Here is a 12,263-nt window from a genome sequence, read left to right as displayed (position 1 = left end):
GGAGCGATCCTAGGTGGTAGAGAGGCTGACTTGGAGCAGAAAGGCGTTCATCGCCTTTAACTATACGTTCCTTACGATTGTATCGCTTATGTGCATCATCCCGCTTGTTCATGTGCTCGCCATCTCCTTCAGCTCCAGCGAAGCGGCGGCGGCCGGGTATGTCAAGCTGTGGCCGGTCGATTGGACGCTCAGCAGCTACGAGTATGTCGCAGGCCAGGCAGCATTTCTGAAGTCGATGCTGGTGACCGTGCAGCGGGTTGCCTTAGGCGTGACCATTAATATGCTGATCACGGTGCTTATTGCCTATCCGTTATCCAAAGAAACCAGCGTGTTCCGTCCGCGAACCTTCTATGCCTGGATATTCGTCATCACGATTTTGTTCAATGGTGGACTAATTCCTACCTATATGATCGTAAAATATACCGGAATCATGGATACGATCTGGGCGCTCGTCTTGCCCACGGCCGTGCCGGTGTTCAATGTCATCCTGATGCTGAACTTCTTCCGCAATCTGCCGAAGGAGCTGGAGGAAGCGGCGTTCATCGACGGCGCCGGGCAATGGACGACCCTATGGCGCGTCTATATTCCGCTCTCGATGCCTTCGCTGGCCACGGTGACGCTGTTCGCGATCGTCGGCCACTGGAACGCCTGGTTCGACGGCCTCATCTTCATGAACACGCCGGATCATTACCCGCTGCAGAGCTATCTGCAGACGATCATCATCCGGCAGGATTTCTCGGCCATGGCGTCGGCGGATTTGGATTCGCTTACACAGATTAGCGACCGGACGGCCAAGGCGGCGCAGATCTTCCTCGGCGCCCTGCCGATCCTGATCGTCTATCCGTTCCTGCAGCGTTTCTTCGTCAGCGGGATCGTCCTCGGCAGCGTGAAAGAATAACGACACTCGGATAAGAAAGGTGATTCGGATGCAACCAGTGAAAATCGGAATAATGGGCTGCGGGATGATTAGCGGCATCTATCTTCACAATTGTACGGCCGTATTCGACAATCTCGAGGTGAAGGCAGTTGCGGATCTGGTTCCGGAGCTTGCCGCCAAGCGGGCGGCGGAATTCAACGTCCCTTACGTCTATACGGCGGAAGAGATGCTGTCTGACCCGGAGATCGAGATCATCGTGAATTTGACCGCGCCGCATGTTCACGCAGCGGTGAATAAGCAAATTCTCGAGGCGGGCAAGCATGTCTATACGGAGAAGCCGTTTGCCCTTACGCGGGAGGATGCGGATGATGTATTAGCGCTGGCGGAGGCCAAAGGTCTGCGAGTCGGCAGCGCGCCGGATACGTTCCTCGGCGGGAGCTTGCAAACCTGCCGCAAGCTGATTGACGACGGCTGGATCGGAACGCCATACGCGGCGAGCGGCTCCATCATCATGGGACATGCGTGGGATGGCAGCCACCCGAACATTGCGGCGCTCATGAAGCTCGGCTGGGATCCCCTGTTCGACATGGCTCCTTATTACTTCACCGCCATGGTGAACCTGCTCGGACCGGTCAGACGCGTCGCCGGTTATACGGGCAGCGTAAGGAGCGAGCTTGCGATTACGAATCCGCGGGCCCCGCGTTACGGAGATACCATACCGGTCGAAGCGCCGATGAACACGGCTGCCGTCCTTCAGTTCGAGAGCGGCGTCATCGCGACGATGCAAGCGGCCAAAGAAAGCTTCGGCTATGCGCCGCAGCTAGTTATCTATGGTACGGAAGGTACCCTCTTCGTCCCGGACCCGAATAACTTCGACGGCGAGATCCGGATTCTGCAGCGCAGCGGAGAGCTTGCCACAATCCCGTATACGCATGGCTTCACGGCCAACAGCCGGGGCATCGGCGTGGCGGATTTGGCGCAAGCCATTCGCAGCGGTCGGCCGCACCGCGCAAGCGGACAATTGGCTCGCCATGTCATCGACATTACGATCGGAATCATGGAGTCGTCGAATGCCGGGGTGCATGTGGATGTAAGCGCCGCCGTAGACAGGCCGGCAGCGCTGCCGCTAGGTTTGCAATATAATCTGCTTGATAACTAGAACGATCGGGAGGATGAAGCGCATGGCATTTGGCATCGGGTTACAGCCTTGGACGATTAGACGCGAGCTTGAGCAAGATTATTTGGGCGCCTTTTCGCGGGCAGCCACGATCGGCTACCAAGCGGCAGAGGTGGGACTGCCGCCGGAGGGGATCACGCCGAAGGAGGTCAAGGACCATTTTGATCGCATCGGACTGCAAGCATTGAGCTGCCATACGGACTTCGGGCAACTGACGACGAACTTAGCGGGCTTGCTCGAATATGTGAAGGAGATCAGAGCCAAGTATGTGGTTCTCTCTTATTATCGTTTCTCTTCGCATGAAGAGGTGCTCGAGGTCGCGTCAGCGTTAAACGATGTCGGCCGTAAGTGCAAAGAGGCAGGCGTCCAACTGCTGTACCATAACCACGATTGGGAATTCACCCGGTTCGAGGGCCGTTATGCCCTGGATCTGCTGCTCGAAGCGACGGACCCGGAGCTCGTGCAGATGGAGCTGGACGTGTATTGGGTCCAGAAGGGCGGGGAAGATCCCGTCGCCTACCTCGGTAAGCTCCGCAATCGCTGTCCGCTGCTGCATATGAAGGACATGGAACCGGGCGAAGAACAGTTCTTCGCGGAAGTGGGCGAGGGAATTCTGCCGATGGGGGAGATTGTGAAGATGGCATCCGAGGTCGGAACCGAATGGTTAATCGTGGAGCAGGACGAATGCCGGCGCTCGCCATTCGACAGTATCGCGATCAGCTATCGCAATCTGAAGAAGCTGGGGGTTATCGGCGATGAGTGAGCCGCTGCGGGTCGGACTTATTGGGTATGGGTATGCGGGACGCACCTTTCATGCGCCGATTATCACCGCCGTGCCGGAGCTTAAGCTGACGAAGGTGGTGGAGCGGAGCAGTTCGGCGGCTAAGGACAGATACCCTTGGGTTAAGATCGTCGACAACGTGAATGCGCTATACGAAGATGACGAGATCGACCTGATTGTCGTGACAACGCCCAGCACCGATCACTATACCTTCGTGCGCGACGCCTTGTCCGCAGGCAAGCATGTCGTCGTCGAGAAGCCGTTCACCGTCACGTCGGCCGAAGCGGATGAGCTGACCACGCTTGCGCGCGAGTCAGGCAAAGTGCTCAGCGTGTTCCATAACAGGCGCTGGGACGGCGACTTCCTGACCATGAAGCAGCTGCTGCAGCAGAATCTGCTGGGCACGGTCATGGAGGCCGAGTTTCACTGGGACGGCTACGATCCCGTCATGGCGTCCGGCAATTGGCGGGAGCATGGAGGTCCGGGGACAGGCGTATTCTACGACCTGGGCGTCCATTTTCTCGATCAGGCGCTCAGTCTATTCGGTATGCCCGAGACGATTGCCGCCGATATTCGCGTACAACGGGAGAACGCGCTCGCGCACGATTACTTCGATGTCGTGTTGGGCTATCCGGGCGGCCTTAAGGTAAGCCTGAAATCTTCGCGCTACGTGCGTGAACCCGGGCCTCGCTACCGGTTGTACGGTACGCAAGGCTCGTTCATCAAATACGGCACCGATCCGCAGGAATCCGCGTTGATCCGGGGAGAGACGCCGGCAACGCAGCCTGGTTGGGGCCAAGAGAAGCCCGAGAGCTGGGGGAAGTTAAACACCTCCGTAGGAAGCCTGCACGTCGAAGGATTCGTCGAGACGCTGCCCGGCGATTACCGGGCCTACTATCGGAATGTATACAAGCATATTATGGGGGAGGCGGAGCTTGCGGTGACCGCGGATGAGGCTCGAGCCTCGATCCGTTTGATCGAGCTTGCCTTCCGGAGTAACGAAGAAGGGCGTATCATTCGGGTAGACGAATGACAATCGCGTGATCACTCGCTGCTGTTTAGTCGCTGCGAGATGCTAGGCTTAGGCTACAAGGAGCCTAGCACCACGCTTTGGGAGCAGAGCAATACACTTTGGTGAAGGAGGCAATGGCATGTTTCCGTTTAAGGCAGCCCTTAATGCTTCAACCTTGTTCCCGTTCCGACTGACGGTCCCCGAATTCATTCGGGTGGCCGCCGATGCCGGTTACGATGGCGTTGAACTATGGGTATCGGATATTGAGCGTTATCTGGCAGATGGAGGTACGGCAGAGGCTTTGCGAGCCTGCTTGGACGAAGCCGGCCTTACGTTCGCCAATGCGATCGCCTTCTTCCGTTGGGCGGATAAGGATCCGGCAGTACGGGAGGCGGCCTTCTTGCAGGCGGAGCAGGAGATGAAGCTGCTGCAGGAGCTCGGTTGCCTTGCGATCGCGGCACCTCCGTACGGCGATGTGGCCGCTTGTTCGCCGGAAGAATTCGCAGCCAGCCTGGACCGGTTAGTCCAGCTCGGAAGGCGGATCGGCATCGAGCCTTACCTCGAGTTCTGGGGGCGGGCACCTAAGCTATCCACGTTGTCCGAGGCCGTCGAAATCTCGTCCCTGTGCGGGGAGACCGGGATTAAGCTGTTACTTGACCCTTTTCACATGTACACGGGCGGCAGCGCGATTCCGGAGATTGAGCGTCTGAATGGGGATCGAATCGGCATCTTCCATGTCAATGACTACCCGTCAGAGCCGGATGTCACGGTCATTGCCGACAATCATCGCGTCTTCCCTGGAAAAGGCATTGCCCCGTCCCGCGAGATCGCAAGCACGCTGCATCGCATCGGCTACGAGGGTTATCTGTCGCTGGAATTATTCCTTGAGCATTATGAAGGGTTAAGCGCGTTGGAGGTTGCTCGCAAAGGGCTTGCAGCGATGAAGGAAACGTACGCGATTGAGGAAGAATAGCGACAATTGAAGAACGCGGTTGGATAGGGAAACGCGAAGAAGGCCAATCCGGTGACCGGGCTGGCCTTCTTCCATGGAATCGTATCGCAATGAAACCGTCAGTCTTAAAACGCACCCTCGTCCCACGACCGATAGATTCGCCGAACCTCGCGGAAGGATTGTTTGGGTTTGCGGTATTCGTTCACCAAGCCCTTATTGTTAAAGCTGCGCGCCCGGTCGCGGAAATGCTGGCCGCTGCTCTTCAGATCGCCTCGAATATCCGAGAACTGCCAGATGTAGGTACCGCCGATCTTGGGATCGTTCCGGAAGATCGTCAGCGCCTTCGTAACAAGCTCCGCCTGATAATCCTCGCTGAACAGCCTTGGCTCCCAGCCTACGTCCCCGAACAGCCCGGCGCCGCCGAATTCGGTCATGAGCACCGGTTTATCGCCGGCCCCCATATGCTCTGCCCGTTCGTGGAACTGTCTCAGCATCTCCTTGAAGCCATCTACATCGCCTTCATACCATCCATAATATTTGTTGATGCCGATGACGTCGAACAAAGGAAGGAGAATATCCTCTAATGGATGCATGGTGGCGTAGGTTACCAGCCTGGAGGTGTCCCGATTCCTGACGCAGGCAACCAATCGCTCCGTCATCTGATAGGCTTCCGGCGTACGGGAGTCAATCTCGTTGTGCACCGACCAGAAGATAACGGAGGGGTGATGATAATGTAAGTCAACCATCTCGCCCACCATCGTAAGCGCCCGCTCCTGGAACAGCGGCTCGCTGACCGTTGCGTTCGGCAGGAAGGCGCCCCACATCGGAATCTCGCTCCAGAATACGAGACCGTGCTCGTCCAACAGGTCCAGCCAATAAGGGCTTTGCGGATAATGCGAACCGCGCACCGTATTGCAGCCGAGCTCCTGAATGATCGCCAGATCCTTCTGCATCAGTTTCGGCGGGAAGGCAAAGCCCCACTCGGGATGCTCCTCGTGTCGGTTCACACCTTTGAGATAGACAGGAGCGCCGTTGATGGTAATGCGATGATCGCGTACCTCAATCCGGCGGAAGCCGATGCGATCGATCTTGTCGTCCATCTCGATGAGGGCTTGGAACGTATACAGTTCGGGCTGGCCGACATTCCATAACCGAATGTCTTCCATGCGTAGCTTTACTGTAGAGAACACCTTCTGACCTGCGGCTACCTGCACCGATTCCGTATGAAGTTCCTGTCCGCCTTCAACCAATGTCAGTACCGCTGTCTGGGCCGTCTTCGACAGGGAATGGATCTGCACGTAGAACCCTACTTCGGCCTCTCGATCATGCAGATCGTAGTCGATTTTCAGCTGCCCGATATAAAGATCCGGCAGACGCTGCAGCTCGACGCTACGGATGATGCCGCCGTAATGGAACCAGTCGACGTGCTCCGTCGGGATCGTCAGCCGGTCCAGCGTGCTGTCCGTGCGAACGATAAGCTCATGCTCGCCCGCGGTGAGGGAGGGGACGACGAACTCGAAGGGCGTATAACCGCCGTAGTGGTAACCGAGATGCTGCCCGTCCAGATACACGTCGGCATGGCCCAGCACGGCATGGAAGATGAGCCGGACATGCTGCGCGTCTTGAATATGAATCTTCCTCCGATACCAGGCAACGCCTTCATAGTCGAATACGTTCAGTTCATTGTTCCAGCAGGATGGGACGTAGATGGAGCGCTCGGCATGTGGAAATCGCTCAAACCATTGCTCCCGAACCCCTGTATCGTCCGGATCCAACGCCAAGTCCCATGGGCCGTCGAGCAGCTGCGTCGCGCGAATCCGATGCTCTTGGAATGTCCTTAACAAGGCTGTTCCTCCTCATGTCATAGTGGAATTGCTTACGCTCTGATACTATGGATGTTACAGGAACGGGATTAGGTTCGGAATGGAAAAAACGAAGTTCCGGTTGTAAAAAACGAGCCTCGTCAGCAGGGATAGGGGAGAGACGCGCTTGGAAGAACGACGTTATGATCTCAATCATCTTGCGGTACATATCCATTTTGTGATCGATAAAGCGACCTATCCGGGATGGTCGGATATTCGCAATCTGGTGAATGTGCATAGCCTATATTGGATTCATGCGGGAGAGGGGACTTTCCTGACGAATGCCGAGCACAAGGTTCAAGCCGGCACGCTCGCTTACCTGAAGCCGGGTCTGAAGCTGTCCATGCGCTCCGAGCCGCACGCGCCGCTCCGCATGACGATGGTGCTCTTCGATTGCGCGGAGCTCGTCTACGATGCGGTGTGGAAGGACATCATTCCGATCGAGAGGCTGGAGCTGCCCTTCTTAAGCCGGTATAGCGTGAAGCAAGCTCAGGAATTGGGCGAGCTGTTCCGGGAGATCCATCAGGCGTGGCTGCCTGGACTTGGCGCGGGCGCTGCCATGTCCCAAGCGCAATTGCAGATTCTGCTGCACAAGCTGCACCGGATGGAGCGATCCGATTGGAGCTTAACGGAATCCGGCGCGCATGCCGCCTTCGAGCGGATTAAGAAACAGTTGGAGGAAGGCTATAAGGAGAATCTGCGAATCGAGCAGCTGGCGGAGGAACACCGCATCTCGGCCTCTTACCTGCGGAAGCTGTTCCTGAAGTATACGGGGATGGGGCCGAAGGAATATCACCTGCATCTGCGCAACCAGCAGGCGTGCGGCTATCTCGCCTATACGGATTATCCGATCCGGGAAGTGGGCCGGTTATGCGGGTATGACGAAGAATATCATTTCAGCAAAATGTTCAAGCAGCTGAACGGCGTCTCGCCGAGCGCGTATAGAAGCAGCCAGCGGGGCGGGGATGGCGCGGACGGTCGAACCGGTCAAGAATAACTTCCAGCACGGGGCAGCGCTGCGACAGCAACAACCCGCAAGTGGCGTTCGAGAACGCTCTTGCGGGTTGTTTGACTACGTGAGAATGTTGAATTGTAATCACAAATAACGAGCAATGCAACGGACCATCTCCGCAGGGAATCGCGACAGATCCGACATATCCAGATAGCGCCCATCGCCGTAGATCCGGTTAATGACGTCCTTATCGTCGCCGATGGCCGCCGCCAGGAAACGGACGCCGCGTCGTTCGTATTCCGAGATCGTCTGCTGGATGTCCTGAAGCGCGGCCTCGCCGGTATAGGCTTCCATCGCTTTGGGCTGGCCGTCGCTAATGCTGATGAGCAGCTTGCTCTGCCCGGGAGCTTCGGCCAACTTGTCGGCCATAATCCGCAGCGCCATACCGTCCCGATTGTTGCCTCTGGCACGGATGCTCAATAACCGGTAACGATCATTCGGATCGGGCTTCGCGTAATCGGCGTACGAGTAGATCGACATCTGTTCCAACCGGGAAACATCCGCGGTATCTCCGGCGATCAGCACGGGAATGTCGCATAGCAGGCAGAATTCATAGATCGCGATTGCGGCCAGCCGCGCCGCTTCCAACCTTCCTGCGGCATTCATCGATTTGGACTCATCGATCCGTAAGCCCACAACCAGGGAAGGCGCTTCCGTAGGCGGGCGTTTCTTGGCAAAATGCCGAAAGTCCACGTAAGCCAGACGATCTGCCCGGAACCTGCTCCCGTAATAGTGGCGTCCGGCGTAATCCACCGAGATATCGTGCGTAAGGATCGGCATCGCGCGACGGGCGATCTCCTGCACGACAGGCAGCAGATCCTTGACTGTACGCGCATAGGCTTCCCGATCCTCCCGCGTATACTCCGGCCGGTGCACGATCAGCTTGACGCTCTTATGCATCGAATCGGAGACGATGGCCCGCGCTTCCTGATTCAGTTTCTTGCGGAAGGCCTTTTCTAGCTGCTTCTGCTCTTCGTCTTGCTCGGGTGGTTCTACCGCAATCGCATAGGACAAATTATCGCCCAGTTCGCTGCGCGTCCCTTCGTCGGACTTCTCGAACGCGATCGGCTGATGGACGGAGCTATCGTCGCTCTCGGCCGACTTGATCAGCGCAAGTCCAGTCTCATCGGCATCGGCGGCGGAAGAGACATCTAGATGATCGAATTCGCCTGCAGCGGTTAATTCAAGCTTCCCGAGAATTCGTTTTTTTTTACCGCGATCTCCAGTTGTTCCAACTGTGCCATCAGCCCGCGGGATCGGAGGGCTTCTTCCAACAGCTTGATTTCATCCGGGTCGGTCGTCATTTTGTAGATCACCTTATGATACATCGCTTCGGCGACGGGAATCCCGGCCGAGACGGCATCGGTCCAATAGAAGTATGACCGCATTCCGGCCACGCCTTTGATCGCATTGGCTTTGGCCGCTTGATCCAAAGCCATGATGGCTTCCGCCAATATTCCCAGCACCTCTTGATCCTCGAAACCTACCATCGCCACGGCGCGCTCGATCATCACTTCCTTCGTCGGCATATCCATCCGTTCCGAATGCTGTACGCGGTCCCGCAGCGCTTCGTTCAGCGGCTTGGTTCCGGCGTAGCTCCGGTTCGTCGTAATGACGACCATGAAATCGGGATGGCGTCTGATAATCTCCGTCGGCAGGTTGATGCTGCCATAAGGCTCTAACGCAGAATTGAGCGCCATGAGTACCGATGCGTCACGGATCACGTTCGGCTCCTGAATCTCCAGCAGGTATCCGTTCTGGTAAGCTCTGACGATCTCGGACGGATAGAACCGGTACTCGACCGGCGGAGTCGCCGCCTCATCGGACCGCTGGTTCTCTGGCGGAGCCATGACGGGAAGGATCGCCCCGATAATATCCGATTTATCCATATCCGCAAAACAAGTGACCTTCGTATAAGGCAACCCGAACGCCGCGGATAACGCCTTGGCTAATTGGGTCTTGCCCGAGCCCGCATCGCCTTCGAGCAAAATGGTCGAGATCTTCATCTCGCCCCGGTTCCAGTTCCGCTTCACCTCGTCGCAGATTCGCCGCTCGGCCGCGCTTACTTTATGCGAAGCGGGTTTTTGCCAGATCAGCGCTCGCTCGATCTCCGTCAATTGCCGGTCCGGGGATAGGAGATAAGGTTGTTCTTCATTCATCGCGTTCACCGCCTTCACACCTCAAATTTCATTAATAGCCCAGTTCTTTCAAGACTCGGGACAGCGTACGCAAGCGCTCGCCGATCATCTCGCCATTGTCGCTAATTGCTTGGTTGAACGTCTGAATGTCTTCCCTAATGTTCGCATTGTCCGTGCAGATAGCCACGTTCATCGCGCTTCCTTGCAGGCCGATCCGATCCAGGACAGGCTGCTCGGGATCATAGAGATGTTCATAGATATAAGCTTCGTTAAAATGCTCCAAGGAGCGGCAGATCAGAATCGCCAGATCAAGCGCGCGATGGAGCGGCAGCTCTTCGGATTGCGCGGACAACGTGTCGCCGGTAGAACGCCATACTTGGGCGGATAGTTCCGATCTGCGGTTATCGCTTCCCGGCGTAATTCCCAAAGATAGGCATTTGGCATCAGATCGCCCTGCGTAACGGCCATCGATCTGGTCATAATGATCGGCGACGATCACGGGCTTATGGTTAAAGGCGTCGGGTATTTTCATTGTTTTTCCTCCGTAATATTCAAGGTTATAGTTAGCGAGATAAAAGCCGATTTCTTAGATAGTATAGATAAATGTCTGGTAATTTTCAAACAAAATATAATTTTGTCTATTTTATCCTCCGTAACGTTTGTTTGTGACGTCCGCGAGTCTTGTTGCTCATCCTACGGTCCGTACTTCGACACCTCTTCAGAAAAAGTTCCAATCCGGATTGTAATTAAGTCCCGGTGGTGATACCTTTGCGACAAGGACTTTCGATTCGTGAACCTATGCCCCGATCGGAGAAGAGGATAACTATGAAGGCGATTCATTCTCGGCAGTTCAGCTTATTGGCGGCGTTACTGGCCCTCTCGTTCAGTCTAACTTCTTGCAGTTCTCCTGAAGCTCCCCAAGCCCAATCCGGAGATGAACCCTCGCCGATTCTGTATATGACAGCCGACGGGAATTCCCAGAGCACGGCCATCATCGATGAGCTGACGGCCTTGTATGAGGAGACGAACCCGACGATGAGCTTCAAGTATGAGTCGCTCGGCGGGGCGGATTTGTCCCGCAAAATTCAGCTGCTGGCAGCGAGCAACGATCTGCCCGCCGTGTTCAGCTATCCGTCGGGGAAGCCGCTGCTCGATCTGATCGATAGCCACGCCGTGCTCGATATGGAGGAGACATTCCGTCAGTTGGGCATCTACGACTCGCTGCTGCCGACGGCAGTGGAGCTGCTGAAGAGCCATGTGGACGGCAAAGGACTTTACGCGCTGCCGCTCGAGCTGAATATCGAGGGATTCTGGTATAACAAAGCCATCTTCGCAAGATTCGGATTGGACGTGCCTCGCACATGGGACGAGATGCTCGATGCTGCGGCAGCGCTCCAGCGTGAAGGGGTTCAGCCTTTTGCGCTCGCCGGTAAAGAGAAATGGCCGATCACGAGGATGATCAACGCCTACATCATACGCGCCTATGGCGCCGATGCCATGCTGCAGGTCGACCGGGGAGAGCGGAGGTTGACCGATCCGGGGTTCATCGAAGCGGCGAAGGTCGTTCAGGATATGGCGCTTCAGGGCTATTACGGCGTGAATGTCAGCAAAGTCGACTTCCGAGGTTCGATGCAGGCTTTCATGCAAGGGAGAGCGGCGATGTTCTATTCCGGCAGCTGGTCGCTCCGTCAATTCAATAATCCGAGGGACGGGGAGCTCCCATCGGATCAGATCGGATTCTTCTCCGTTCCGCTGGTCGAAGGCGGAGCCGGAACGCTGGAAGAGTACCCGGTGAATGCGGGGCTTACGGCTTCGTTCGCCAAGGAAAGCTACAATGCGGACGTAGGCGAATGGATGAAGTTCGTGTTCGCGCGATATGGCGATCATGCTATGGCCAGCCGGGGAATGATCACCGGATTCAAGGTCGAGCATATGCCTGATCATGTTCCTGCTTTAACTCAGCTCGTTCAGCAGCAGATCGCGACGTTACAGAAAGGCGCCTTATGGTTCGAAGCCAGATTCTCAACCGAGGAGCAGCTGGCGGCCTGGGATAACGCTTTGTTATTAGTGACGAACAAGCAATATAAGCCGGAGGAATACATGCGAGAGCTGCAGGCGTTGATCGATGCGAACCATATCGCCGTTCCATAACCAGAAAAATGCGGTATTGACCTGAAAAATATGGCGCTGTTCACGCTTCCAAACCATCTGGTATATTGTACACACACCATTCCCTATTCTGCTCGAGATCGATCCTTGTGCAGGAAGAGGGAATTTTGTTTGAAATGCAAGAATTTATCTAGCCCTAGCGAGAATACCCCCAATTCAAGCACTTGCTAAGCGGGGGATGAATCGCGTTCTTTTTTGTTCATAATACGAACGTATGTGCTATAATATTCCTATCCATCCTTAGCAAGGAGGTTTAGGCATGTTGGTGAAAAAGGCGTACAAG

At 56.0% G+C, this 12,263-nt stretch carries 11 protein-coding genes; 7 read left to right on the top strand and 4 right to left on the bottom strand.

What is annotated here, in order from left to right:
• Positions 1 to 13 precede the first annotated feature (13 nt).
• From FHS18_RS32300 to FHS18_RS32280, 5 genes are all read left to right on the top strand, one after another.
• Positions 14 to 898 carry a carbohydrate ABC transporter permease gene (locus FHS18_RS32300; protein WP_343060776.1) on the top strand — a complete coding sequence of 295 codons (885 nt, stop codon included), beginning with the start codon at positions 14 to 16 and terminating at the stop codon, positions 896 to 898.
• A gap of 28 nt (positions 899 to 926) precedes the next feature.
• The gene (locus FHS18_RS32295; RefSeq protein ID WP_183604528.1) at positions 927 to 2,036 is read left to right on the top strand and encodes a Gfo/Idh/MocA family protein; all 1,110 of its coding nucleotides are present in this window, start codon (positions 927 to 929) and stop codon (positions 2,034 to 2,036) included.
• A 22-nt stretch (positions 2,037 to 2,058) separates the two neighbouring features.
• The gene (locus tag FHS18_RS32290; protein WP_183604527.1) at positions 2,059 to 2,817 is read left to right on the top strand and encodes a sugar phosphate isomerase/epimerase family protein; all 759 of its coding nucleotides are present in this window, start codon (positions 2,059 to 2,061) and stop codon (positions 2,815 to 2,817) included.
• Positions 2,810 to 3,868 carry an oxidoreductase gene (locus tag FHS18_RS32285; protein WP_183604526.1) on the top strand — a complete coding sequence of 353 codons (1,059 nt, stop codon included), beginning with the start codon at positions 2,810 to 2,812 and terminating at the stop codon, positions 3,866 to 3,868. Before FHS18_RS32290 ends, FHS18_RS32285 begins: the two co-directional genes overlap by 8 nt.
• A gap of 118 nt (positions 3,869 to 3,986) precedes the next feature.
• Positions 3,987 to 4,820, top strand: coding sequence for a sugar phosphate isomerase/epimerase family protein (locus FHS18_RS32280; RefSeq protein ID WP_183604525.1), 834 nt, complete (start codon positions 3,987 to 3,989; stop codon positions 4,818 to 4,820).
• A gap of 104 nt (positions 4,821 to 4,924) precedes the next feature.
• On the opposite strand, the gene FHS18_RS32275 is transcribed toward FHS18_RS32280, so the two are convergent.
• On the bottom strand, positions 4,925 to 6,643 hold the full coding sequence (locus FHS18_RS32275; protein ID WP_183604524.1) for a glycoside hydrolase family 2 protein: 1,719 nt from the start codon (positions 6,641 to 6,643) through the stop codon (positions 4,925 to 4,927).
• Between the two features lie 145 nt (positions 6,644 to 6,788).
• Here FHS18_RS32275 and FHS18_RS32270 point away from each other — a divergent pair, with 145 nt between their 5' ends.
• Positions 6,789 to 7,658 (top strand): helix-turn-helix transcriptional regulator, encoded by an 870-nt coding sequence (locus tag FHS18_RS32270; RefSeq protein ID WP_183604523.1) that lies wholly within the window; start codon positions 6,789 to 6,791, stop codon positions 7,656 to 7,658.
• Between the two features lie 99 nt (positions 7,659 to 7,757).
• On the opposite strand, the gene FHS18_RS34730 is transcribed toward FHS18_RS32270, so the two are convergent.
• From FHS18_RS34730 to FHS18_RS32255, 3 genes are all read right to left on the bottom strand, one after another.
• Complete coding sequence (locus FHS18_RS34730; RefSeq protein WP_246428041.1) at positions 7,758 to 8,687, bottom strand: vWA domain-containing protein; 930 nt, start codon at positions 8,685 to 8,687, stop codon at positions 7,758 to 7,760.
• A 164-nt stretch (positions 8,688 to 8,851) separates the two neighbouring features.
• A complete protein-coding gene (locus tag FHS18_RS34725; RefSeq protein WP_183604522.1) occupies positions 8,852 to 9,832 on the bottom strand; it encodes an AAA family ATPase in 981 nt (326 codons plus the stop codon).
• 31 nt (positions 9,833 to 9,863) lie between these two features.
• Positions 9,864 to 10,343, bottom strand: coding sequence for a DUF6530 family protein (locus tag FHS18_RS32255; RefSeq protein ID WP_183604521.1), 480 nt, complete (start codon positions 10,341 to 10,343; stop codon positions 9,864 to 9,866).
• A 293-nt stretch (positions 10,344 to 10,636) separates the two neighbouring features.
• Between FHS18_RS32255 and FHS18_RS32250 the strand changes: the two genes are divergently transcribed.
• Positions 10,637 to 11,962 carry an ABC transporter substrate-binding protein gene (locus tag FHS18_RS32250; RefSeq protein ID WP_183604520.1) on the top strand — a complete coding sequence of 442 codons (1,326 nt, stop codon included), beginning with the start codon at positions 10,637 to 10,639 and terminating at the stop codon, positions 11,960 to 11,962.
• Positions 11,963 to 12,263: the final 301 nt, after the last annotated feature.

Source organism: Paenibacillus phyllosphaerae (assembly GCF_014192105.1).
GTDB lineage: Bacteria > Bacillota > Bacilli > Paenibacillales > Paenibacillaceae > Paenibacillus_Z > Paenibacillus_Z phyllosphaerae.
The sequence above is the reverse complement of the archived record's forward strand: the minus strand, read 5'-3'. Positions and strand labels throughout refer to the sequence as shown.

Bases quoted from the DNA above. Each gene is read 5' to 3' on its own strand.
- FHS18_RS32295 (WP_183604528.1), top strand. From the start codon at position 927: ATGCAACCAGTGAAAATCGGAATAATGGGCTGCGGGATGATTAGCGGC.
- FHS18_RS32290 (WP_183604527.1), top strand. From the start codon at position 2,059: ATGGCATTTGGCATCGGGTTACAGCCTTGGACGATTAGACGCGAGCTT.
- FHS18_RS32285 (WP_183604526.1), top strand. From the start codon at position 2,810: ATGAGTGAGCCGCTGCGGGTCGGACTTATTGGGTATGGGTATGCGGGA.
- FHS18_RS32280 (WP_183604525.1), top strand. From the start codon at position 3,987: ATGTTTCCGTTTAAGGCAGCCCTTAATGCTTCAACCTTGTTCCCGTTC.
- FHS18_RS34725 (WP_183604522.1), bottom strand. From the start codon at position 9,832: ATGAATGAAGAACAACCTTATCTCCTATCCCCGGACCGGCAATTGACG.
- FHS18_RS32255 (WP_183604521.1), bottom strand. From the start codon at position 10,343: ATGAAAATACCCGACGCCTTTAACCATAAGCCCGTGATCGTCGCCGAT.
- FHS18_RS32250 (WP_183604520.1), top strand. From the start codon at position 10,637: ATGAAGGCGATTCATTCTCGGCAGTTCAGCTTATTGGCGGCGTTACTG.